Annotated in this window: 17 protein-coding genes; 9 read left to right on the forward strand and 8 right to left on the reverse strand. The window is 62.5% G+C overall.

The window, feature by feature from the left end; translation table 11 throughout:
- Positions 1 to 389 (forward strand): SHOCT domain-containing protein (locus Uis1B_RS03595; RefSeq protein WP_207763371.1); only part of this gene is annotated, 389 nt, incomplete at its 5' end.
- 142 nt (positions 390 to 531) lie between these two features.
- Here Uis1B_RS03595 and Uis1B_RS03600 read toward each other — a convergent pair.
- Positions 532 to 3,435 carry a heavy metal translocating P-type ATPase gene (locus Uis1B_RS03600; RefSeq protein ID WP_101615667.1) on the reverse strand — a complete coding sequence of 968 codons (2,904 nt, stop codon included), beginning with the start codon at positions 3,433 to 3,435 and terminating at the stop codon, positions 532 to 534.
- A gap of 346 nt (positions 3,436 to 3,781) precedes the next feature.
- On the opposite strand from Uis1B_RS03600, the gene Uis1B_RS12300 reads away from it, so the two are divergent.
- Positions 3,782 to 4,051: a metal-sensitive transcriptional regulator gene (locus Uis1B_RS12300; RefSeq protein ID WP_243390248.1), complete on the forward strand. Its 270-nt coding sequence runs from the start codon at positions 3,782 to 3,784 to the stop codon at positions 4,049 to 4,051.
- A 351-nt stretch (positions 4,052 to 4,402) separates the two neighbouring features.
- Here the strand turns inward: Uis1B_RS12300 and Uis1B_RS03610 are convergent, their stop codons facing one another.
- Positions 4,403 to 4,819, reverse strand: coding sequence for a glycerophosphodiester phosphodiesterase (locus Uis1B_RS03610; RefSeq protein ID WP_101615671.1), 417 nt, complete (start codon positions 4,817 to 4,819; stop codon positions 4,403 to 4,405).
- Positions 4,820 to 5,194: 375 nt separating this feature from the next.
- Here Uis1B_RS03610 and Uis1B_RS03615 point away from each other — a divergent pair, with 375 nt between their 5' ends.
- The 3 genes from Uis1B_RS03615 to Uis1B_RS03625 all read left to right on the forward strand — a co-directional run bounded on the left by Uis1B_RS03615 (position 5,195) and on the right by Uis1B_RS03625 (position 8,942).
- Entirely contained in the window at positions 5,195 to 7,507 is a 2,313-nt protein-coding gene (locus tag Uis1B_RS03615) for an alpha-1,4-glucan--maltose-1-phosphate maltosyltransferase (protein ID WP_423734856.1), read from the forward strand.
- Between the two features lie 114 nt (positions 7,508 to 7,621).
- A complete protein-coding gene (locus Uis1B_RS03620) occupies positions 7,622 to 8,116 on the forward strand; it encodes an inorganic diphosphatase (RefSeq protein WP_101615675.1) in 495 nt (164 codons plus the stop codon).
- A 259-nt stretch (positions 8,117 to 8,375) separates the two neighbouring features.
- Complete coding sequence (locus tag Uis1B_RS03625; protein WP_101615830.1) at positions 8,376 to 8,942, forward strand: manganese efflux pump MntP; 567 nt, start codon at positions 8,376 to 8,378, stop codon at positions 8,940 to 8,942.
- Positions 8,943 to 8,988: 46 nt separating this feature from the next.
- Here Uis1B_RS03625 and Uis1B_RS03630 read toward each other — a convergent pair whose 3' ends face one another.
- Positions 8,989 to 9,732 (reverse strand): hypothetical protein, encoded by a 744-nt coding sequence (locus tag Uis1B_RS03630; RefSeq protein WP_133124823.1) that lies wholly within the window; start codon positions 9,730 to 9,732, stop codon positions 8,989 to 8,991.
- Positions 9,733 to 10,003: 271 nt separating this feature from the next.
- Between Uis1B_RS03630 and Uis1B_RS03635 the strand changes: the two genes are divergently transcribed.
- The 4 genes from Uis1B_RS03635 (at position 10,004) to valS (ending at position 16,094) form a co-directional block, all read left to right on the forward strand.
- Positions 10,004 to 10,786 carry a winged helix-turn-helix transcriptional regulator gene (locus Uis1B_RS03635; protein ID WP_101615680.1) on the forward strand — a complete coding sequence of 261 codons (783 nt, stop codon included), beginning with the start codon at positions 10,004 to 10,006 and terminating at the stop codon, positions 10,784 to 10,786.
- Positions 10,787 to 10,824: 38 nt separating this feature from the next.
- On the forward strand, positions 10,825 to 11,493 hold the full coding sequence (gene nth, locus Uis1B_RS03640; RefSeq protein ID WP_101615682.1) for an endonuclease III: 669 nt from the start codon (positions 10,825 to 10,827) through the stop codon (positions 11,491 to 11,493).
- A gap of 281 nt (positions 11,494 to 11,774) precedes the next feature.
- On the forward strand, positions 11,775 to 13,292 hold the full coding sequence (locus Uis1B_RS03645) for an ABC transporter substrate-binding protein (RefSeq protein WP_165782713.1): 1,518 nt from the start codon (positions 11,775 to 11,777) through the stop codon (positions 13,290 to 13,292).
- Between the two features lie 57 nt (positions 13,293 to 13,349).
- Positions 13,350 to 16,094, forward strand: coding sequence for a valine--tRNA ligase (gene valS / locus Uis1B_RS03650; RefSeq protein WP_101615686.1), 2,745 nt, complete (start codon positions 13,350 to 13,352; stop codon positions 16,092 to 16,094).
- Between the two features lie 373 nt (positions 16,095 to 16,467).
- On the opposite strand, the gene Uis1B_RS03655 is transcribed toward valS, so the two are convergent.
- The 5 genes from Uis1B_RS03655 to rho form a co-directional block, all read right to left on the reverse strand.
- The gene (locus tag Uis1B_RS03655) at positions 16,468 to 17,835 is read right to left on the reverse strand and encodes an MFS transporter (protein WP_101615688.1); all 1,368 of its coding nucleotides are present in this window, start codon (positions 17,833 to 17,835) and stop codon (positions 16,468 to 16,470) included.
- A 96-nt stretch (positions 17,836 to 17,931) separates the two neighbouring features.
- On the reverse strand, positions 17,932 to 19,461 hold the full coding sequence (locus tag Uis1B_RS03660; protein ID WP_101615690.1) for an alpha/beta hydrolase domain-containing protein: 1,530 nt from the start codon (positions 19,459 to 19,461) through the stop codon (positions 17,932 to 17,934).
- Positions 19,462 to 19,660: 199 nt separating this feature from the next.
- On the reverse strand, positions 19,661 to 20,653 hold the full coding sequence (locus tag Uis1B_RS12205; RefSeq protein ID WP_207763372.1) for a LuxR C-terminal-related transcriptional regulator: 993 nt from the start codon (positions 20,651 to 20,653) through the stop codon (positions 19,661 to 19,663).
- 118 nt (positions 20,654 to 20,771) lie between these two features.
- Positions 20,772 to 21,125, reverse strand: coding sequence for a chorismate mutase (locus tag Uis1B_RS03670; RefSeq protein ID WP_243390249.1), 354 nt, complete (start codon positions 21,123 to 21,125; stop codon positions 20,772 to 20,774).
- 307 nt (positions 21,126 to 21,432) lie between these two features.
- Complete coding sequence (rho, locus tag Uis1B_RS03675; RefSeq protein WP_243390243.1) at positions 21,433 to 23,574, reverse strand: transcription termination factor Rho; 2,142 nt, start codon at positions 23,572 to 23,574, stop codon at positions 21,433 to 21,435.
- Positions 23,575 to 24,254 lie beyond the last annotated feature (680 nt).

The raw sequence follows: 24,254 nt of genomic DNA on the forward strand, positions 1-24,254 counted from the left end.
CCGAACGTGGAATTAGCTTAATCAAAGCGTCTATTACAGCCATTGACTACGATCTTAAAACAAAAGAACTTATCTCGACAGTTCAGAGAGCTGATGCACTCATGGGAACACGAGGAAATTCAAACCTTCAAGCATCATTTGCACAAGGGCTACAATCCGCCGGTTCCTCTCCAGATGGCAGCGCCATAGGAATGGCCTTCATGAATATGGCCATGAACGGCATCACTGGCGCAACAACAATTAACACGCAACAGCCTTTGCCTAATCAGCCCACGGAGCCCATTGAAAGTCCTTATGAAAAACTTGAACAGCTTAAGAAGCTTGTCGATAAAGGCATCCTCAGCAAAGAAGAATTTGATTTAGCTAAAAAGAAAATACTGGGAATATAACTAGTAACAGGCTGAGAGGCAAAGAGCCTCTCAGTTCAGTTTAGAGATATTCTAAACAATACGAAGGCCGAGTGCCCTCGAACTCGTCACAATCACGCTCGGTTTAGGGACACTGCGACCATCACTTCACGCCACTTACCGCTTACTTCACGAAGGATGCGGGATTCTTGTCGAAGTGGGCGGCACAGCCGGCGCCGCAGAAGTAATAGGTCTTGCCCTCGTACTCGCGGGATGCGGCGGCGGCAGCGGGATCCACGCTCATACCGCAGACCGGATCGACCGCAGCGCCGGCACCGGCCCCCGCCTCGTGATGCATGTCATGCATATCGTGAGATTCGGAATGATGACGGTTGAACAATGCCATGATGCTTCCTTTCATTATGTTCATGATTGTTCCAAAACCAGTATCGCCGGACGCCGCAGCACAGTTCCCAGTGGCAGTAGCGCACCCGGTACCATCCCCGACCGCACCGGCCACATCGGCACGCCCGGCACGCCGCCCGGACTTGACCCGATACGGCCGCACCCGCTCGGGATCGAACCCGTTGAGCCTACTGGCATTGAGCACCACCGACAGCGACGAACACGCCATCGCGGCGCCTGCGATCATCGGATTGAGCAGCATGCCCATCAGCGGATACAGCGCACCCGCCGCAATCGGAATGCCGATGCCGTTGTATCCGAAAGCGAATCCGAGATTCTGTCGAATATTGCGCATGGCCGCGTGAGACAGATCGATCGCGGTCACCACTCCCGTCAGGCTGCCGCCCATCAAAGTGATGTCCGCGGATTCGATGGCTACATCGGTGCCGGTACCGATCGCAAACCCCACATCGGCGCAGGCCAGAGCGGGCGCGTCGTTGATGCCGTCGCCCACCATCGCCACCGTATGCCCTTCTGCGGCCAACCGTGCGATCTCATCGGCCTTCCGCCCCGGCCGCACGTCCGCCACCACACGCTCGATACCGACCTCACGGGCCACCGCCTTCGCGGTATCGGCGTTATCACCGGTCAGCATCACCACGTCAATCCCACGGCCCCTCAGCGCGGCCACCGCCCGCCGCGACGTCGGCTTCACCGTGTCGGCCACGGTGATCTGCGCGGCGAGCAGTCCGTCCACCGCCACCAGCATCGGGGTCTTGCCCTCCGCCGCGAACCGGTCGAGCTGGTCGAGGATCTCGTCCACGCTCTGCGGATCGTCGGGCATCTGCACATCGTGCGCATCGATGAATTCGGGGTTGCCCACCAGCACCTCGCGACCGTCCACGCGCGCCCGCACGCCCAGACCGGTCGTCGCCGCGAAATCCTCGGCGGGAGGAACATGCACGCCGCGAGAGCGAGCACCTTCCACGATCGCCGTGGCCAGCGGATGTTCGGAATCGTCCTCCGCCGCAGCCGCGAACGCCAGCACGCCTGAATCACCGTCGGCCTCGACGCTCCGCCACTCGCCGTACGGCAGCACATCCCTGAGTTTCGGCCGCCCTTCGGTGACGGTACCGGTTTTGTCGAGCACCACCACATCCACATGAGCCGCGGTTTCCAACGCTTCGGCGGATCGGATCAGCACGCCGTACTTCGCCGCGCGGCCGGTGGCTATGGTGATCGACAGCGGCGTGGCCAGTCCCAGCGCACACGGGCACGCGATCACCAGCACGCTCACCGCGCACACCAGCGCGTAGGTGAGCGACGGCTGCGGGCCGAGCGCCCACCACAGTGCGCACGCCCAGATGGCGATCAGCACCACGGCCGGCACGAATATCGACGAAATGCGATCGGCCAGACGTTGCACCGGCGCCTTCGAACTCTGTGCGGAGCGTACCAATGTCACGATCTGCGACAGCACCGTGTCCTGTCCAACCTGCGTGGCCCGGTATCGCAACGATCCCGTACCGTTCACCGTGGCGCCGGTCACCATATCCCCGGTTTTCTTGACCACCGGCATGGGTTCGCCGGTGATCATCGATTCGTCGATGGACGTGCCGCCCGAAACCACCACGCCATCCACCGGCAGACGTTCGCCCGGACGGATCACGACCACATCCCCGACGGCCACCTGTTCGGCGGGGATCTCCTCGACCGCACCGCCGCGCTCCACGCGGGCGGTTTTCGGTTGCAGATCGATCAGCGATCGAATGGCCCGCCCCGTGCCCAGTCGGGCCCGCGTCTCCAGCACCTGACCGACCAGCATCAGGGTAATGATCGTGCCGACCGCCTCATAATACGGTTCGCGCGCACCGACCGGCAGCAGCTGCGGGGCGATCGTGGCCACCAGACTATAGAGGAACGAGGCGATGGTGCCGAGCGAGACCAGAGCGTTCATTTCCGGGGACCGATGGCGGATCGCGGCCCAGCCGGTGGCGTAGATCGGCCGGCCTGCGTACAGCATGACCGGGGCGATCAGCGCCAGCTGCCACCACGGATCGAGATGGTAGAGATGGAACATCGTGGAGATAAACACCGGGGCTGTGAGCGCCGCGGCCACGATGAGACGACGGATCAGCGAATGCAGTTCTTCGGTGCGCGTGGCATCGTCGTCGGGTTCCGGAGATTCATGGGACTCCTGGGAACCTTGGGTTTCCGGGGACTCCTGTGATTTCGGAGACTCCTGTGACCCCTGGGGCTCGGCGGGCTCGGCGGCCGGCTTCACGTCAGCGTCTTTCGCCGCGCCGGGTCGAGGCTCCCCGACCACGCGCAACGTGCCATGCAGCATGTTCATCCCGCAGGCGAACCCGTACTCCCCCGGACTATTCGGCGTCAACGTCACCGTGGTGGTGCGGAACGCCGGCAGCACGCGATCGATGCCAAAATCGGGAAACACCACATGCGACGAGCATTCCCCTCTCTCCTTGCGGTCGAAGATCAGGCGCAACGGCACACCCGCTTCCGCTTCGATCACCGAGGGGCTGTATCCGCCCTTGACCTCGATCACCGCTTCCTGCACCGCGCCCTCACGGCGGGCGCGATAGGCCGATTTCGGGGCGAAGAAGAACCACAGCACCCCAACGCTGACGATGATCGCCGCAACAACAGCCACCACGATATTCACGGCCCCTCCTTGCTTGACTGCATCTCACCATATACCCCATAGGGGTATACTTTCAAGTGTCGGATTCGAGGATTTCTCCCACGGAAAACAACACGTCGCACGTCGCCGGACACGCATTGACGCAATCCACGAACGTGTTCGGAGCAACGAAACCGCAACGCCTGAAAACGGAAAGGACACGGCCATGTCGAAGGACAACGAAGGAAACGGCAGGAACTCAGCAGGAAATCCAAGCATAGCGACCTGCGCGTGCGGAGGCAGCCGGAACGAGGCTCACGACGAATCGCAATCGCAGGGAGGCACTCACGACGAATGTGCACACGACGAACGCACGCACAATGGGTATCTGGAGGACCAGAAAAAGGTCATCACCCGACTCAGCCGCATCGAGGGTCAGATCCGCGGAATCAAGCAAATGGCCCAGAACGGCGAATACTGCATCGACATCCTCACGCAGATCTCAGCAGCCAACAGCGCACTGAAATCGGTGGCTTTGCTGCTGCTGGACGATCACCTCAACCATTGCATTCGACAGGCCGCGGCCGAAGGCGGGGATGTGGCCGACGAGAAACTGGACGAGGCCAGCGCGGCAATCGCCAGGCTCGTGCGCTCCTAGGACTCGAGGATTCACCGGCAGGGCTCACAACGACTTAGCGCCTCCGCCAAGGCCAGTGCGCGAAGCATGCCGCTCCGCAAACCCCCATCGTCCCGAATTCAACCGAATCAGCGGACTTCGAAAGCACAAAACAAATAGGAAACAGAATCGCACAAAGCATGCACAAAATCAAACAACCGTAAACACCGCCGTTCCCATCAAAAAGAGGAAAGGGGAAACGGTCGGATCCCAACAAAAAAGCCGGGTGTCAAACATCTTCGGACGTTTGACACCCGGCCGTAACGGCATTCATCAACCGCAGGCCGCTCTCCCCCGATCAACGCCGATCAGGGAAGGCCCCACGGTTCAGGATCACCAGTGGTTGGCGCCGGGGCCTTCGAACTTCACGTTGAAGCCGCGCTCGTAGTGAAGGAACATGTTGGCACCGTAACGATCGACATCACGGTGAGTGAACAGCATACGGATCGCGAATGCGGTCTGCACGTCATCCGGCAGAGCGCGGAACGCCTTGTAGGCATCCCAGCCGTCCTCAGCCACAGCCTGATCGGAAACGAAGGCGTAGCCGTAGCCATCCTCGTTCACGTAGCCCAGGAAGGGCAGGTCCCAGGCGTCATGCTCGGTCAGCGCGGCCTTGTAGTCCTCAACCTTGGAAAGCGCTTCTTCCGAGATGCCAAAGCTGCGGGCCACCTCGTTGGCCGCTGCGGTCTTACGATCGGCGTAAGCGCCGTAAAGCGACGTATCGACGGTAATCTGCTTGTTTTCCGCCATAATTATCCTTCCCCCGCATGTTCACCACTGAAGACCATGCGTTTGTTTCATATCTGTGAACCATAACATAAAAATGTCACATTTCACATGACTGAGTTATTCGCAATCCGCGTCTCACGAACTGCACATAGAACACCATACCCCAATTTTTCAGGCAAAAAATGTGAGTTCATTCGGTTTTTACAGCGAATTATTGCTTTTGTCACAAAGCTACCAACAGTGGTTATTTAGAACAATCAAAATGTTTGATTTTTGTTATATTTCGTTATGGAAACGCTATCAGAACACCAAAACCGAACTTTTAATCAGACACTCACGGCGTGTCGTCACATACCGGCGGAACCGCAGGAACCTGTGTAACCACTTCCCCCTACAATGGGCGGTATGACTGAAATCAGCAGTAACCAAGTCACGAAATCTCCATCCACCACCACTTCCGTCGAACAGGGGACGCACACACGGAAGACCACTGGTGATAGCGCCGCCACGAAGACTCCTACCGCCCGAAAGACATCCTCCAAAGCCACGCGGGGAACCGGAAGGAAGACCACACGGCGCACAGCCCGGAAAACCACCGCGCAGCCCACCCAGACAACAGTAAAAGGCATGACCATGTCGGCACCGGCGCCGAGCATTCCGGTCAGCGAGCCAGACCAGTTCGGTCGCATCAACGTTCTCGACATCACCCCCAACGCCGAAGGCGGCGTATTCCCCGCACGAGTAGAGCTCGGCGAACAGTTCCACATCACCGCCGAGGTATTCATCGAAGGCCGCACCAAGGTGGGCGCCACCGCCGTACTGCGCACCGCACGCGGCAAGATCATGCAGACCCGACCGATGGTGTGCACCAACCCCGGCCTCGACCGCTGGGAAGTGGACATGCAGGCCGGCGAGCACTCCGACGCCAAGCCCTGGGAGCCTGAGTTCGCCGAGATCAAGCGACAGCTCGGCCGCTGGAAGGTGACCGTCGAAGGCTGGGAAGACAGCTACGCCACCTGGCTGCACGACGCCACCATCAAGGTGAGCGTGCGCGACAGCGACGTCGAGAACGCCCTCGACGAAGGCGCCGAACTGCTGCTGCGCTGGGCCAAGACCCGCGACGCCGGCCTGAACGCCGAACAGCGGAAACTGCTGCGCGACGCCGCCGAACAGGTGCTCAACAAGGAACTCGACATCGCCGATCGTCTGGCCGCGGCCGACACCGAGGAAATCCATGCGCTGCACGACACCAACCCGCTGCGCGACGGCATCAGCGCCGGTCGCCCGGTGAACCTGCTGGTGCAGCGCCCGAAGTCCTCGTTCGCCGCATGGTACCAGTTCTTCCCCCGCTCCGAAGGCGCCTACGTGGACGAGAACGGCAAGATCGTGCAGGGCACGCTCAAGACCTCGATCTCCGGCCTGGAGCGAGCGAAGGCCGAAGGCTTCGACATCGTCTACCTGCCCCCGATCTTCCCCATCGGCGTCACCAACCGCAAGGGCCGCAACAACACGCTGGTGGCCGGCCCCGACGATCCGGGCTCCCCGTTCGGCATCGGCAGCGAGCTCGGCGGACACGACACCGTCGATCCGCTGCTCGGCACCATGGACGACTTCAAGGCCCTGTGCGCCAAGGCACACGAGCTCGGACTGGAGATCGCCCTCGACTTCGCACTGCAGTGCTCGCCCGACCATCCGTGGGTCAAGGAGCACCCGAACTGGTTCCGCCACAAGCCCGACGGCACCATCGCCTTCGCGGAGAACCCGCCGAAGAAGTATCAGGACATCTACCCCATCGACTTCAACGCCGACATGGAAGGCATCGAAAAGGAAGTCGAGCGCCTGATGGACCTGTGGATCGACGCCGGGGTCACGATCTTCCGCGTGGACAACCCGCACACCAAGCCGGTTCGCTTCTGGCAGGACGTGATCGGCGCCGTGACCAGGAAGCACCCGGAGATCCTGTTCCTCGCCGAGGCCTTCACCCGCCCGGGCATGATGCGCGCGCTGAGCTACGCCGGATTCACCCACTCCCACTGCTACTTCCCGTGGCGCAACACCAAGGAGGAGCTGGAGGAGTACCTCAACACCACCAACTGCGACAACGGCTACTACCAGCACAACACGTTCTGGCCCACCACGCCCGACATCCTCACCGCCTACGTGCGAGACAACGGCATCGCCGGCCACGCCGTCCGCGCCGTGCTGGCCGCCATGGGCTCGCCGAACTGGGGCATCTACAACGGCTACGAGCTGATCGAGAACCGTCAGCGCCCCGGCTTCGAGGAGCAGATCGACAACGAGAAGTACGAGATCAAGGTGCGTGACTGGGCGAAGGCCGACGAGTACGGCATCGCCGAGATCCTCACCAGCCTCAACCGCATCCGCCACGCCCACCCCGCCACGCACAGCTACCACAACCTCACCGTGATCGGCAGCGACGACGAGAACATCCTCGCGTTCGTACGCCATACGCCAGCCGAGTTCACCGGCACCGGCAAGCCGGACACGCTGATCGTGGTGGTGAACCTCGACGGTCACAACGCGCATCAGTCCATGGTGCATCTTGAGCTGAGCGACTTCGGCATCGAAGGCGACTCGGTGGACGTGCACGACGAGCTCACCGGCCGCGATTTCACCTGGAGCTGGGACAACTACGTCTCCCTCGCCCCGTGGGCCGACGTCGCGCATGTGCTCAGCGTGAAGTACTGATCGCAGCCCGACCGCAACCAATCGGCCAATTGCCAACCCGACGCAGACAAGTGGCCGGGGATTGAGTATTGTTGGTTGCGGCAATACTAATGTCAACTCACAAAGGAGACAGACATGGCAGAGACGTTCGACGTGGTCGTTGAGATTCCCCGCGGCTCCAAGAACAAGTACGAAGTGGATCACGAGACCGGCAGGATCAAGCTGGATCGCATTCTCTTCACCTCGATGCAGTACCCGGATGACTACGGCTACATCGACGGCACCCTGGGTGAGGACGGCGATCCGCTCGACGCTCTGGTGATGATCCCGAACTCGGTGTTCCCCGGCTGCATCGTGGAGTGCCGCGCCGTCGGCCTGTACCACATGGAGGACGAGGCCGGTGGAGACGACAAGGTGCTGTGCGTGCCCGCCGACGTCCGCTTCGACAACATCAAGGACATCGACGACGTGTCGGAGTACCACAAGGCCGAAATCAAGCACTTCTTCGAGCAGTACAAGGCTCTGGAGCCCGGCAAGGAAGTCAAGCCCGGCGACTTCTGGACCGGCGTCGCCGAAGCCGAGAAGGAGATCGTGGCGGCCCGCAAGCGTCTCGCCGACTCCGAGAAGTGATCGATCGGGAATCGACCGACCGAACGTAGAAAACGCCCGCCGCGCCATGTGCCGGTGGGCGTTTTGCATACCCCAGTGCCTATGTATGCCCCATTGCCTAGAATCATTCGAGTACCTAGGCGTAGGCGGTGATTTGGAAACCGTCGAGGCCCATCCTCGTGGGATTTCAAGCCGGTTCGGGTTTCACCGGCAACGATCCGCACGGCCGAGAACGATGTTCAGGCGGCAAACGGGGATGAACCTAATGCACCCCATTCACATGTTCGTCGCAGTTCTGCTCATCTCCGTATCCGTCGCCATGGACGCCTTCGCCGTATCGATCGGCAAAGGCCTCACCGTTTCCAGGATCCGACCGGTGGATGCCGTCAAATCCGCATTGTGGTTCGGAGGATTCCAGGCACTGTTCCCCCTGCTCGGCTATTTCGCGGCGTCCACGTTCAGCAAATATGTGGTCGCGGTCGATCACTGGATCATCTTCGGGCTGCTCGCCTTCATCGGCGGCAACATGATCCGCGAAGCCTTCGAGGAGGAAGAGGAGAACGCCAGGGAGACCGCCCAGTTCGACTGGAAGCATATGCTGCCGCTGGCCGTGGCGTGCAGCATCGACGCCTTCGCCGTCGGCGTGAGTTTCGCGTTCATGAAGATCAACATCATCATCTCGGTGATCTGCATCGGCGTGGTCACCGGCGCATTTTCGGCGGCTGGCCTGTACATCGGTAGGATCTTCGGATCCCGATGGCAGATGCCGGCTCAGATCGCCGGCGGCATCGTGCTGATCGCCATCGGCGTGAAGGTGCTGCTGGAGCATCTCGGCCTGCTGCCGTAGCGCAGAACACCCAGCCGCACGGCCGAAGACTAGGCCAGCGCGAAGACTACAGCGCGACATGCACGATGAACGCGGCCACGAACACGCAGTATCCGGACATCAGCACCGGCACCATACCCATGCCCATCCATGAGAACGGCAGCTTATGCGGCTTGTGGCTCCACCACGTCACGGAAACGGCGGCGAGAGCCGCCAGCACGACGACCAATACGGCGATCACGGTGGTCACCAGCCATGCCGGCGCGGCCTCGTCACGAAGATCATCGACCAGCGACGGCAGAAACATCCAGCACACTGCACCCAGTGTGGCAAGGGACGCCATGATCCCCACCGACAGCGAACGGATCAGATGGGAACGATTGCGTCGCATCATCTGCCGCAGGAACGAGACGAACACCAGAATCCAGAACCACACCACCAGGAAGACCGCCCAGCGGGTGAACGTCGCATCGACATAGAACTCACCAGAAGCCAGAAAGGCGAATCCGGCCAGGAAGGTGACCGAGGCGAACACCCGGGCGAACACCGATTCGCGAGCCTCCCCTTCGAACGGCCATCCGACCAGCATCACCATGCTGCCGCTGAGCAGCAGGAAACCCAGACCGATCAGACCGGCGGCGGTATGCGACCCCAGCGTCATCACCGCGAACAGCAGCACCGCATAGGACGCGACCTGCGTGGCCACCACGGAGAAGCCGCTATGCTTGGTCATCCCTCGTTTGAGCCATTCCTGCTCTCCCCCGCGGGGCTGCGGCTGCGGGTTCTTCTGCCAGCTTCTGAGCTTTGCCATGCCATCTCCTGCATCGTCATCGGTCAAGGTCTCAGTATACGGCCATGCGGCTCCATCCCGATCGCCACCGACCCGAACCAGGTGACCGTTGGCTCACGATTCGGATACATTTGCGCGGAAACGATCAAAACGTCCAGAATCGTATTTAATAATGAGTGGAAACCACATGAATGCAATGTAACGAACAGTAGCCAATGCGACGACACACAGCGTAGGTACAATGGTGCAGTCGCTTGACGGAGGGCCGAAAAGCACAATCAAGGGGAGAGCAGTGACAGATTTAACATTGATGACCTCAGCGGACGATCCCGCCTCCGTACTGCCCTCTCTCGCACTGCTTTCCCATCGCGTCCGCGTGCTTCCGATGGATGCGGCGTCGCTGGTCAAGATGCCGGAGAACACCATCCTGTTCCTTGATGCCCGCGACGATCTCGCCACCGCGAAAACGCTGTGCCGGCTCATCCACGCCTCCGGTCTTTCCATGCCGATCGTGCTGATCCTCACCGAAGGCGGATTCACCGTCGTCACCTCGCAGTGGGGCATCTCCGACGTGGTGGTGGCCAGCGCCAGTCCCGCCGAGGTCGAGGCCCGCCTGCGTCTGGTCTCCGAACGCGGCAACTCCTTCGCCGCCTCCGGTTCCGCCTCGGGCGCGAACGAACAGACCCAGGAAGGGCAGATCCGCTCCGGCGAACTGGTGGTCGACACGAACGGATACACAGCCAGTCTGCGCGGTCATCCGATCGATCTGGCCTACAAGGAATTCGAACTGCTCAAATATCTGGTGCAGCACCCCGGCCGCGTGTTCACCCGCGCCCAGCTGCTGCAGGAGGTGTGGGGCTACGACTACTACGGCGGCACCCGCACCGTCGACGTGCATATCCGTCGTCTGCGTGCCAAACTCGGCGGCGAATACGAGCATCTGATCGGCACCGTGCGCAACGTCGGATACCGTTTCGATCCGCCTGAAGAGGAAGCGGCCGACGATAAGGCCAAGGCCAGCGCGGCGTCCAACAGACCGCTCCCGCCTGATTCCGACGGGTCGCGCGCAGACTGATCGTCCATCGACCGCATCCGCCGAACTGATCATCCATCATGCCCCGGGAAACGAAAACCGACCGTCTGGCCCGCATGCACGAGGAGTATCGCATACTGTGCGAGGAGATTCCCACACCCGAATGCGCCCTGCACTTCTCATCGCCGTTCGAATTGCTGGTCGCCACGATTCTCAGTGCCCAGACCACCGACAGGCGGGTCAACACCGTCACCCCCGAACTGTTCGCCTCCTACCCCACCCCGGAGGATTATGCGGCGGCGAATCCTGAAGACGTGGAGCGGATCATCCGACCGCTGGGCTTCTACCGGTCGAAAGCCAGGCATCTGATCGGACTCGGACGGGAACTGGCGAACCGGTTCGATTCCCAGGTGCCCGATTCCATGGATCAGCTGGTCACGCTGCCCGGCGTGGGCCGTAAAACCGCGAACGTGGTGCTCGGCAACGCCTTCGGCATCCCGGGGTTCCCCGTCGACACGCATGTCATGCGCGTGACCGGCCGTCTGCATTGGAGAACCGACTGGCGGTCGAACAAGCCGGATCCGGTGCACATCGAACGGGAGATCTGTGCATGCTTCCCGCCCGAACAGTGGACGAACCTTTCCCATCGGCTGATCCTGTTCGGCCGGTCCACCTGTCATGCCCGCGGACCGGTGTGCGGCGACTGCCCGCTGGCCGCCACCTGCCCGAGCGCCGGACTGTTCAGATAACCGACGGTCGGGCCGATTCGGCCCGCCAGACCATTCGATAAGCCAGACTGTTCAGCCGGCCTCCGTTCGGCCATCCTCCACTCCACCGGCCACCGTTCAGCCGCTCGGCCAGTCATCCGTATAGAGTCGCAATCATGTGCAGTGTTCCTCAATCAGGCCAGACGCCGACCCCATCCGTCCCACCCACTCCCCCGTTGCCGCATGGTCGGTCCCGGTCGGCGCGACCGGAATCCCGATCAGCCCGACGGCGAGCGCAGCGAGGCGGAGTCAAGGCGATCGCGGTGTTTCTGGTCTCACTGCTGGTGTTCGGCGTCTGCGGCGGCATGGTCTACGGCATGATCTTCAATCACCGTGTCTCCCTGCCCGGCTGGCCGGCCGACGGCGGATTCAACGCCGGCGGGTCGGTGACGATCGGTCTGGTGGAGGCACCCCCGTCGCTGGACATTCGCAAGCTGAAGGACTCCGATGCCACGGCCGTTCAGCAGGCGCTGCTGGGCAATGTGTACGAATCGCTGCTCAGCCTCGACGAGAACAATCGGGCACGGCCCGGCGTGGCCGACTCCTACACCGTTTCCGCGGACGGTTTGACCTACACGTTCACGATCAGGGACGGCAAGACCTTCTCCAACGGCGACAGGCTCGACGCCGACGATGTGGTGTGGTCGCTGCAGCAGACGGTGAGCAACCATTATGCTCAGGCGGATCGGCTCACCGGCTTGAAATCCGTGAAGGCGAACGGCGCGAATACCGTGACGGTGACGCTGAGCGAGCCGAATCCCGATCTGCCGTGGCTGCTCGCCGGGAGAACCGGCATCGTCTACGATCGTGACGCCCGCTACAGCTACGACACCACGGCGATCGGGTCCGGACCGTTCACCGTGCAGTCCTGGGACAACGGCGTATCGCTCACGCTGAAGGCCAACGGACGGTATTGGGGTGCGAAGGCGAAGACCGGCACGGTCACGCTGCAGTACTATCAGGACGACGATGCGGCCGTGGCGGCGTTGGGCCGCGGGGACGTGGATGCGATCACCCCCGTGGCGGCCAGCGAAAAGGCCGCGCTGGGCAGGATCGGCGGCGTCACCGTGGAACAAGGTGAGAGCACGCACAAGATCGTACTGGGGTTCAACAACGGTGCGGATTCGATCCTTTCCGACAAGCGGTATCGGCAGGGCGTACGGTATGCGATCGACCGCGGCGCACTGGCGGGCGCGCTCGGCGGCGGGCGGACGCTCGGCGGGCCGCTCACCCCGCTGGAGCCCGGATACGAGGATCTGAGCGGACTGTACCCGCACGACACCGGCAGGGCCACCGATCTGCTGGCCTACTTCTTCTATATCAGCCATCGTCGTACGCTGACGTTCGTCTATCCGCAGCGATACGGCACGCAGGTGGGCGAGCTGCTCAAACAGCAGCTGTATCCGATGAACGTGGATCTGGACGTGAAGGCAGTGGACGACAATACATGGAAGCAGACCGTACAGCAGGGTAAGCAGTATGATTTCACGCTGTTCGATATGAACGACAGCCATGATCTGGCGACCCTGATGGACTCCGGGTCGTTCATCGGGTATGAGAGCCCCGCGGCCCAGCAGTTGTGGGCGGCCGCACGGAAGTCGGCCGACGAGACGCAGTACGAAACCGCGATGAGGCGACTGGCCCGGCAGATCTCCGACGATTCGCCGGTGGACTGGCTGTGCGTGCGGCAGCCGCTCACCGCGTACCGGCAGGGTGTGACCGGACTGCCGAAGACGATGACCGACCTGCGGTTGCCGCTCGCCGGCGTGGCGAAAGGCTGATCGAAGGTCCGTCGAAGGCGAAAACCGTTGTCACAACACGAATCTAAACTGTCGCGTATGACTGACACCGAGAATGAAGGCAACATCAGCGCGCATCTGACCGCGCTTCCCGACAAGGTCGGCGTCGAGGGTCTTGAGAGCAAGTGGACCAAGGACTGGAACGATTCCCAGGTCTACAAGTTCGGCGGCACCCGCGACCGCAAGGCCGTCTACTCCATCGACACCCCGCCGCCCACCGTGAGCGGCCACCTGCATGTGGGTCATGTGTTCTCCTACACCCACACCGACGTGATCGCCCGCTACAAGCGCATGCGCGGCTACGACGTGTTCTACCCGATGGGCTGGGACGACAACGGCCTGCCCACCGAGCGCCGCGTGCAGAACTACTATGGCGTGCGCGTGGATACGTCCCTGAAGTACGATCCCGACTTCAAGCCCCCGTTCGAAGGCACCGAAGGCAAGAAGATCCAGGCCAAGGATCAGGTGCCGTGCTCCCGCCAGAACTTCATCGAGCTGTGCGAGAAGCTCACCGCCGAGGATGAGAAGCAGTTCGAGGCGCTGTGGCGCGAGCTCGGCCTGTCGATCGACTGGTCGCAGACCTACCACACCATCGGCGAGCATCCGCGTCGCGTGGCCCAGAAGGCGTTCCTGCGCAACCTCGCCCGCGGCGAGGCCTACCAGAAGGATGCCCCGGGCCTGTGGGACGTGACCTTCCAGACCGCCGTGGCCCAGGCCGAGCTGGAAAGCCGCGAATACGACGGCTTCTACCACAAGATCGCGTTCCGTTTCGAGGACGGCACCCCGATCTACATCGAGACCACCCGTCCCGAGCTGCTGGCCGCCTGCGGCGCGCTGATCGCCCACCCGGACGACGAGCGCTACAAGCCGTACTTCGGCCAGTACGTGTACTCCCCGCTGTTCAAGGTCAAGGTGCCGATTCTGGCGCACAAGGCCGCCGAAATGGACAAGGGCGCCGGCATCGCCATGTGCTGCACCTTCGGCGACGTGACCGACGTGGAGTGGTGGCGCGACCTGAATCTGCCGACCCGTTCGATCATCCAGCGCAACGGCCGCATCGTGATGAGCGTGCCGGACTGGATCACCGATGAGTCCGGTCGCGCGATCTTCGAGGAGACCGAAGGCAAGACCACCTTCACCGCCCGCAAGATCATCGTCGAGCATCTGCGCGAATCCGGTGACATGGATGGCGAGCCGAAGCCGACCAAGCGTATGACGAACTTCTACGAGAAGGGCGACAAGCCTCTGGAGATCGTCACCTCCCGTCAGTGGTACCTGAAGAACGGCGGCACCGACGAGAAGCTGAACGCCGAGCTGATCGAGCGCGGCAAGGAACTGAACTTCCACCCCGATTTCATGCGCGTGCGCTACGACAACTGGGTGCACGGCCTCAACGGCGACTGGCTGATCTCCCGCCAGCGCTTCTTCGGCGTGCCGTTCCCGCTGTGGTACCCCGTGGACGCCAGCGGCGAACCGGACTACGAGCATCCGATCACGCCGAGCGAGGACATCCTGCCGATCGATCCGACCACCGACGTGCCGGCCGGATACACCGAGGAGCAGCGCGACCAGCCGAACGGCTTCACCGCTGAGAAGGACATCATGGATACGTGGGCGACCTCCTCGCTCACCCCGCAGATCGTGACCCGCTGGGAGGAGCCCGGCGAGGAGAACGAGGCGCTGCACAAGGCCACGTTCCCGATGGATCTGCGCCCGCAGGGACAGGACATCATCCGCACCTGGCTGTTCAGCACCGTGGATCGCGCGCATCTGGAGAACAAGTGCCTGCCGTGGGCGCACGCCACGCTGTCCGGATGGATTCTCGACCCGGATCACAAGAAGATGTCGAAGTCCAAGGGCAACGTGGTGGTGCCGAACGAGCCGCTGAAGAAGTTCGGCGCCGACGCGGTGCGCTACTGGGCCGCGGCCGCCCGTCTCGGCCTCGATGCCACGTATGACGAGGGTCAGATGAAGATCGGCCGTCGTCTGGCCATCAAGCTGCTCAACGCCACCAAGTTCGCGCTGGCCATCGGCCGCGAAGACGAGAACCATCATGTGGGCGCTCCGGCCGAAGCCGTGTGGAAGCCCACCGATGTGACCGAGCCGCTGGACCGTGCCGCCATGGCCAAGATGGCCTTCGTGGTGCGCACTGCCACCGAGGCCTTGGAATCCTACGAGCATTCCAAGGCGCTGGAGATCATCGAAAGCTACTTCTGGCAGTTCTGCGACGACTACATCGAGCTGGTGAAGAACCGCGCCTACGGCACGCCCGACGAGCATGGCGATACGCCGAGCGAGAAGGCCGTGCTCTCGGCACGCACCACGCTGGGTCTGGGCCTCGACGCCTTCGCGCGTCTGCTCGCCCCGTATCTGCCGTACGCCACCGAAGAGGTATGGAGCTGGATGCACGCGGGCGAAGGCTCGGTGCACCGCGCCGCATGGCCGACGCCGGAACCGTATGTGATCGCCGCCTCCGGCGTCTCCCCCGAGATGCTGGCGTGGGCGGGCAAGGCCGTGGAGCAGCTGCGCAAGATCAAGTCCGAGGCGAAGGTCTCCATGAAGACGCCGATCCTCTCCGTGGCGCTGTCCGCCGCGAAGGACGGTGTGGACGCGATCCGCGCCTCGCTGGACGACATCGCTCAGGCCGGTCGCGTGGTCGGCCGGTTCGATCTGGTCGAAAAGCACGCCGAGGAGGCCGCCGCGGCCGATGAGGGCGACGCCGAAACCGTGGTGATCGAGACCAGCGAGCTCGGAGAGCCGCCGGCCAAAAAGCCGAAGAAGTAACCCGCACGGCCTTCGGGCTTCCCGAGGTATTCGGCCTTCCCCTTGAGGGGAAGCTGTCGGCGGGAGCCGACTGATGAGGTGGGACGAGCGAAGCGTGGTTCTGAACCACAACCCACCTCATCCGACCGGCTTCGCCGGCCACCTTCGCAAGAGTGGACGGCCTGCGGCCGCGGCTTTTCTGCTCGCCTGTCGGCGAGTCCTCGCCTGAAAATGCCTCTGGCATTTTCTTCACGGCTCGGCCTAAGGGGAAGGCCATAGCACGCCGAAGGGCTGCGGAAGTGATGGCTTCCGCAGCCCTTCGTCCATACGGGGCGCTGGCACACACCCCGCCGCGGCCGTGCCAGGCACGGCCGTCTGCTCGTGAAACGTTTCGTTACCGCTCCAGCTCCTCGATGCTCAGCCCCTTGGTCTCGCGGGCGGTGAACGCCGAGATGGCGGCCATCACCATGCACACCGCAATGAAGATCGCAACCGGAACCCATCCCATCGGACCGGGCTTGACCAGTGCCGCGGCGATGGTCGGCGCGAATCCGACGACGATCAGACCGATCTGGGTGCCCAGCGCGTAGCCGGTGTACCGCACACGCGAGGGGAACATCTCGGTGTACATCGGCGCCTGCACGATGTTGCCGCCGCAGCCGAGAAGCTGCAGCACCGCGAGCGCTCCGAGGATCAGAGCCCAGTTATGCGTGTGCATGGTGGCGAACAACACCGGGAACAGTACGGCCAGGCTGAGCACGGAGATGATGTACACCGGCCGCCTGCCGATCTTGTCGCTGATCCACGCCCACGCCAGGCTGATCGGGATGATCACCAAGCCGAGAATCGAGCTGAATCCCAGATATTTCGCCGATTCCAGGCCGGCGTACTGCGTGGCGTAGGTGAGGCCGAACACGCTGGTCATGGAGCCCATCAGCGCGTACAGCGAGCAGACGATCACGCGCAGCAGGTTCTTCCAGTGGTAGCGCAGCACCTCGGCCAGCGGCACGGACTCCTTGGCCTTGCTTTGCGCGCGCATCGCCTTCTGTTCGGTGAACACCTTGGGTTCCTTCACCTTCGCCCGAATCCACAGGGTGAACAGCATCAGCGGGCCGGCCGCCAGGAACGGGATGCGCCAGCCGAAGCCGAGCAGGAACTCCTCGCCCATCGCCGTGATCGGCACGAACGCCACGGAACCGAGCATCGTGCCCACGGCGACGCCGATCATGGTCCACCCGGTGAACACGCCTCGCTTCTCCTTCGGCGCGTTCTCGCTGCTCAGCGAGTTCGATCCGGCCTGTTCGCCGCCCGCGGAGAGTCCCTGGGCGAGTCGGAGCACCACCAGCGCGATCGGTGCGGCGATGCCGATGGTCTGCGGCGTGGGCAGGCATCCCACCAGGAACGTGGCGGTGCCCATCAGCAGCAGGGTGATGATCAGCGTGTGCGTTCTGCCTAGCCGGTCGCCGAGCGTGCCGAAGATGATCGCACCGAGCGGACGGGCGATGTACGCCACGCCGAATGTGGCGAACGAGGCGATGGTGCCGCCGACCGCGCCGAACCCGGCGAAGAACACCTTGTTGAACACCAGCGCCGAAGCCGTGGCGAAGCAGACGAAATCGAAGTATTCGATGGTGGAACCGAAGAATCCGGAGATGGCGGCGAGCCGCGCGTTCCTGCGGTCTTCGGCCGACATGGTCGCTTCGGAATCCTGAATGCCCGGGACGACGGGCTGCTCCGATGAATTGGTATGAGACTGAGACATTGCCTTATTCCTCCTTGAATCGGCAAAACGATAAGACTACGAAATCGGGAAGGTGATGGACGGACTCGGCGGGCCGATACGTGCCCGCCGATGGGTTCAGACTTCCTGCGGCGTGTATTCGAACGGATCGAGGCCTTCCACGCAGCGCCGCCAGAGTTCGGCCTCGATGTTGTGCAGCACCTTGCGGCCGTGCGGCTCCAGATATCCCGCCGCCTCGAGCCGATCATCCACGGCATCGCATGCCTCCTGATACGCCTCGCAGGTGGGATACAGGGCCTGCACTCGTTCGGCGTCGTGCAGGGTCATCGTGCCGCTGACGCCGCCTTCCAGCGAAGCCGGATGGAAATCGGCGATCGGATGCACGAGCATGCCGAGTCGAATGCCTCCGGAACGGTTGCCATGCTCGTCGTCGACGAACCGTCTATCGGCATCGGCGGAGCCCGAATCAGCAGCGGCAACGTCGAAGTAAATGCTGCTCGCCGCCGGCACGCCGGTCTCCACCCAACGGGAGATCGCCGTCATGGCCGCGGTGATCACCGGCTCCACCGGCAGGGTGATCAGCGAGCGCAGCCATTCCCCGTCCCGATTGCGTGGCAGTCGTCCGGCCCGGATGATCTCGTCGTCGCGAGGAATCACGCGGGATCGTGCGTCGGAGTGCGGCACTCCGGCCACATGCCAGTGCCGTCGCAGCGGGCCGTCGCCCAAGGTAAATGCTTCGGCTCCGGTTCCAAGCCCTGCGAACAGATGCGTATCCGCTTCGGTGGAGACGGCGATGACGGGCGCGCTGATCTCGGCCGGTGGCAGCAGTCTCGGCGCGAATCCCGCGGTCCGTCCGTCTGCACCGTCGTGTGCGGCGCCCATGTCCGGCTGCTTGAGATCCCGGCACAATACCGATCCGGCTCCCGGCAGGTAGCCGTCGAAGATCCTCCGACCGTTTTCATCGACCAGCAGATCATCGAAATAGGTGAGATACGTATTGGTGTAGATGGCGGACTGCGATTGTCCCATCATGAAGACGTGCTTCGGCGCGGGAAACGATCCGCCGGATCGAACCCATGCCCCTGCCTGGGCGAGAATGTCCCATACCAGCCCCTCCTCACTGCCTTCGATGACCTGGAAGGGATTCCAGCCGGGCTGAGCGTGCAAACCCGGCAGCGTGCCGCCCCAGGTGAGCCGCTCGTATCGTTCGGGATCGAAGTTGTGCAGGGCATCGGCGTTGATGGGTTTGCTGGTCACCCCCACGTAGCAGTCGCCGTTGGCGATGATGTAGTCCCATGCGCGCCGCCAGTCGTCTTCGATGTCGTAACCCTGCGAGGCGTTGAGCACGCTCAGACACGCGTTCGCGGAGCCGCCGCTCGCGGGACGACGTACGAGGATTCGGGTCACGTAGTGCACCGGCCTGCCGTCCGGTCTCGCCTCGCCGGCCGCAGGTTCCGTCGGTTCGGATTCCGCCGATCGGTGTTCCGTGTAGGTGTCCGCCTCGCCTTCGAGCAGATACTCCTCCTCCACATACCCGTAGTCGGCAAGATCCAGCGGACCGTTCGCGTATCTGGAGCAGCTGAATGGATGACCGTGCTCGTCGTCGGGCAACGGTCCGTGCGCCAATGGAATCTTCTGTAGGATCATCGGCTTCTCCTTAGGATGAGGATGCGTCGGCATACGTGTCGCGGCCTCGCATCGTGGGCATCATTGCGTCATTGCAGTGTGGCCGTCGTGACGACCAGGGTGATGATGTGCCTTCATCCTATGTGCCGACGGCATGAGACCGCGGCGTGAGAAACGCGTGATTCGCCGTGCCCCGTCTCATGCATCGGCGTGACATGCACTAGTGCAAAAGGCCGAGTTCGCGGGCCTTCGCCACGGCTGCCGGAGAGCTGTGCACGTTGAGTTTGCCCAATAGATTGGTCCGGTGCGTCCGGACCGTGTTGACGCTGATGAACAGCTGATCGGCGATCTCGCGGCTGGTCAATCCCGCGCCGATCAGTTTCAGCACTGAAAGCTCACGATCCGTGAATTCGGGGATCGGACCGATGCCGACGTCGGTCGCGGAGGCGGTGATGGCAGAACCGACGTCGGTCCGTGAATCGGCCGACTGCGATTCCGTCTGCGTTTCCGACCACCCGTCCGTATGTCCATCTTGTCCACTCGTTCGTCCGCCCGCCTGCAGTCCGGCCGCAGATCGGCGATATGCAGCCGTATCGTGGATCGGCACTCGGATGGATTGTCCGTCCGACCGATAGATGGTGGCGCATCGGGCATCGTCCAAGGCCAGCGCGGTGATCTGGGCGAGCATGCGCAACCGCGCCCGATCATCGGCGCGAAAGGCGTTCTGCCGTGTCCAGCTGCTGATCAGCATCGTTCCGAGAAAACGATCATCCACCATGATCGGCATGATCATCAGACTCTGATGCCTGATGCCCATCGACGACACGGCGACGTACCGATTCTCACCGAGACATTGCGCGTCCCGCACCACCGACTCGGATTCCTCCGCGGTCTTCGCCCAGATCTCCCGGCCGGAGGTCATCATCTGGTCGGTGTTCTCGGGAACCAGCATCGTATCGGAAAAATGCGGATACCCGAACACGCCCAGCGTCGCAAACGCATTGAGGCTCGATACCCTCACGTTGACGGATATGCCATCCGCGATCGGAATGACCTGATGCGCGAACTGGGTCATATACCGTGCTATGTCGCGAGCGTCCTCCTGATGGTGCAGATATGCCGCCGCCTCCACCAGTCGCTCGGCCAACGCATTGGCGGAGATGCCGGAAGACCGTGTTCCAGCGGGGCCGGAACCGTTGACGGGCAATGTCATGATCGCAGACACCTCCTTCGGCGCATGGTCATGAACAGCACTACACAACCATCAGATATCCGATTATTGCACGACCGGAGGCGTTTGCTTGGGAGCGTTCACGCGAATACGTCGAGAATCACGCGAACACATCGAGAACGCCCGGATCTCCTCCCGCCTCGGCGATGCGCTTGTGGCGTTTCTTCGACTCGGTGACGACGAATTCGCGATACATTTCGGCGATGTTCGGGTCGAGTCCGGCGTCGATGGCGATGCGCTGGAGTCGGGCGATCTGATAGTCCTCGCGTTTGTAGTCGGCGGGGGCGAATCCGGCGCCGGCCTTGAGCACGCCGACGGATGCCGTGGCCTTGAACCGTTCGGCCAGCAGGTGGATCACCGCGCCGTCGATGTTGTCGATGGTCTGCCGCAGCGCCTCGATGCGTTTGACGGCTTCGGCCACTTCGGGATTGCTTCTGGCCGCCGCATCGTCGATGGTGGACGATTGTTCGGCTTCGATTTCATCGCTCACCGATGAGGCCCGCGCGATGGCGGCCGCGCTGACCGGTCGGCCGTCCACGGCGATTACGGGCTGATTGGAATGGATGTCTGCCGGCCGAGGCCAGTCGCTGCTTTCGGATTCGCTCATGGTTCCTAGAATATCCCGAGGTTCGGGCCAATCACGGTAGGATGATCCGAAAAACGGAAGCGGCCCGCTCCCCTATGGGAAGCGGGCCGTCGCAAAGGTCTGCCGGAATCCACCAGCCGGCATCCACCTGCCGGAATCGACCTGCCGGATTCGATTACTTGTTCTGCGGCATCGTGGAGGTGATGGCGGCCAGGAACTCGCGGTTCGTCGCCGTCTTCTTCAGCCTCGGTACCAGAGTCTGGTAGGCCTGCTCCGGCTCCATGCCGCCCATCAGACGACGCAGACGGTAGACCACGGCCAGCTCGGCGGGCGGGGTGATCAGCTCCTCGCGGCGGGTGCCGGAGGCGTTGATGTCGATGGCCGGGAAGAGACGCTTGTCGGCCAGTTCGCGGCTCAGACGCAGTTCCATGTTGCCGGTGCCCTTGAACTCCTCGAAGATCACCTCATCCATCTTGGATCCGGTTTCCACCAGTGCGGACGAGATGATGGTCAGGGAGCCGCCGTTCTCGATGTTGCGGGCCGCGCCGAAGAACTTCTTCGGCGGGTACAGGGCCTGCGCGTCCACACCACCGGAGAGGATGCGGCCGGAAGCCGGCTGGGCGATGTTGTAGGCGCGGGCGAGACGGGTCATGGAGTCGAGCAGCACGACCACATCCTGACCGAGCTCCACCAGACGCTTCGCACGCTCGATGGCGAGCTCGGCGACGATGGTGTGATCGGAGGCCGGACGGTCGAAGGTGGAGGAGATCACCTCACCCTGAACCGTGCGTTCCATGTCGGTGACCTCTTCGGGTCGCTCATCCACCAGCACCACCATCAGATGCACTTCGGGGTTGTTGGCGGTGATGGAATTGGCGATCTGCTGCAGGGTGATCGTCTTGCCGGCCTTCGGCGGGGAGACGATCAGACCACGCTGACCCTTGCCGATCGGGGAGACGATGTCGATCAGACGACCGGTGAGCTTGGTCGGCTGGGTCTCCATGCGCAGACGCTCCTGCGGATACAGCGGCGTGAGCTTGTTGAAATGCGGACGGCTCTGCGCCTCCTCGATGCTCATGCCGTTGATCGTTTCGATGGACTGCAACGGCACGAACTTCTGACGCTGGTTACGGCCGCCTTCGCGGGGCGGACGGGTGGTGCCCTGCACGGCGTCGCCCTTACGCAGACCGTACTTCTTCACCTGGCCCATGGAGACGTAGACGTCGTTCGGACCGGGCAGATAGCCGCTGGTGCGAACGAAGGCATAGGAGTCGAGCACGTCGACGATGCCGGCCACCGGCACGAGATCCTCCTGCGGAACGTCCTCGCGCATACGGGAGTCGCGGTCGGCACGGCCGCCGCGCAGATCACGGTCGCGACGATCGCGGCGATCGTTGCGGTCATTACGGTCATTGCCGCGGCGATCGTTGCGATCATTGTGGTTGCGACGTGCGAAATCACGATCATCATCCTGCTCATAACGATCGGAACGGGTGTCGCGATCGGCACGATCACGATTGGAACGGTCGAGATGACGATCATCATTGCGGCGCTTGGTGCTCTTGCGATCGTTCGGACGGTCGGAACGGTCCGGTAGGGCGGCGAGGATGTCGCCCAGATCGCGCACATGCTCGTTGGTCTCCGGTTCCGGCGCGGTGTCCTTGCGACGGCGGATGCGAGGCAGATCGAGATTCAGATCAAGCGTACCGGCGCCGCCGTGGTTCGCGTTCTCGTCGGCGTGCGCGGCCCTGCGGTTGCGTGTCTTGCGAGCGGGGGTCTCCTTGGGGGCGGGCAGAGCGATCTCGTCCAGCGACAGCGGTTCGGCGTCGCGCTTGCGGATGGAGCGCCTGACGGGCTGCTCGTCGCCTTCGCCATCGGACGCCGCGGCGATCGGCAGCGGCAGGTCGATTGGCAGCGACTTCGCCTCAACCGGTTCGGTTTCGGCGGGTGCGGCTTCGGCCGGAGTCGCAACGGGGAGGGATTCAGCCGCGGCGGCGGAATTGCCCGCATCGGCGGTCTGCGCAGCCGGTTCGGACTGTGCGGACTGTTCGGTTTGTGCTGTTTGTGCGGCCGGAAGCGTCTGAGACTGAGTCTCGTCGGCCGAAACCTTGGAAATCTTCGATTTGGCGGACTTGGCGGCCGTCTTCGGCACTCGCACGGTCACGCCGGCGGGGGCCTCTCCCCCATTGCGGGCGGCCTCGATGGTGCTGACCAACTCGCCCTTTCGCATGGTTGAGGTACCACGCAGACCCATCTGCTTGGCGAGCTCCTTGAGCTCAGCCAACTTCATAGCTGCAAGATTCTGGCTATCTGCCACGTTGTGTTGCCTTTCGTCTGACCTATGACGACGATTGAAGCACATGGCTCAATCACACGACCCGAAGGTGCGGTCACAGGGTATTCTGACGCAAATGCCCATACGGTGAGCACTACCTCGCCGCTGGCATCATCTCGTCATCGAAAATCCGAACTAAGAACTCGTTCCGGACTGCCCTAACTATACGACGAGTGTGCGACCGGTGCAATTCGACACGGCCGGGCAGGGCCGAACATGGCCACGATGCGTCTTTCGATTCCGGACTCCGATATCTGACGTCCGGCACCCGGAGCAGGGCGAATGACCGATCCGGCACGGCGAAATCGGCCGATCCGGCACGGCACGTACGACTTCCGGAGCATCGCAGGGCCCGATCCGCCGCAAAGTGCGCCTGAAAATGTGCGGATCCATTCGAAAAGTCCGCCTGATTTCGTGCGGCCTATAGGAAACTCGCCAATAACCGGTCAGAATACAAACGAATCACTACGAATCAATACAGACAAATCAATGTACATTGAACGAATCTGCATATTACCGTCACCGGGCATACCTTTACCCAGTAACACACGCCACAAACCCTAATAATTCCAACGATTCCAAACCACCGTCACCGGGCATGCCCATACCCCGTGACAAGAGATATGCCCGGTCACATCGATGTCATGGCAGAAGGGGGCGGT

It is taken from the genome of Bifidobacterium margollesii, assembly GCF_002860355.1.
GTDB classification, from domain to species: domain Bacteria; phylum Actinomycetota; class Actinomycetes; order Actinomycetales; family Bifidobacteriaceae; genus Galliscardovia; species Galliscardovia margollesii.

Coding starts and splice junctions, on each gene's coding strand:
- Uis1B_RS03630 (WP_133124823.1), bottom strand. CDS start 9,732: ATGGCAAAGCTCAGAAGCTGGCAGAAGAACCCGCAGCCGCAGCCCCGC.
- valS (WP_101615686.1), top strand. CDS start 13,350: ATGACTGACACCGAGAATGAAGGCAACATCAGCGCGCATCTGACCGCG.
- Uis1B_RS03625 (WP_101615830.1), top strand. CDS start 8,376: ATGTTCGTCGCAGTTCTGCTCATCTCCGTATCCGTCGCCATGGACGCC.
- Uis1B_RS03620 (WP_101615675.1), top strand. CDS start 7,622: ATGGCAGAGACGTTCGACGTGGTCGTTGAGATTCCCCGCGGCTCCAAG.
- Uis1B_RS03655 (WP_101615688.1), bottom strand. CDS start 17,835: ATGTCTCAGTCTCATACCAATTCATCGGAGCAGCCCGTCGTCCCGGGC.
- Uis1B_RS03660 (WP_101615690.1), bottom strand. CDS start 19,461: ATGATCCTACAGAAGATTCCATTGGCGCACGGACCGTTGCCCGACGAC.
- Uis1B_RS03610 (WP_101615671.1), bottom strand. CDS start 4,819: ATGGCGGAAAACAAGCAGATTACCGTCGATACGTCGCTTTACGGCGCT.
- Uis1B_RS03615 (WP_423734856.1), top strand. CDS start 5,195: ATGGGCGGTATGACTGAAATCAGCAGTAACCAAGTCACGAAATCTCCA.
- nth (WP_101615682.1), top strand. CDS start 10,825: ATGCCCCGGGAAACGAAAACCGACCGTCTGGCCCGCATGCACGAGGAG.
- Uis1B_RS12205 (WP_207763372.1), bottom strand. CDS start 20,653: ATGACATTGCCCGTCAACGGTTCCGGCCCCGCTGGAACACGGTCTTCC.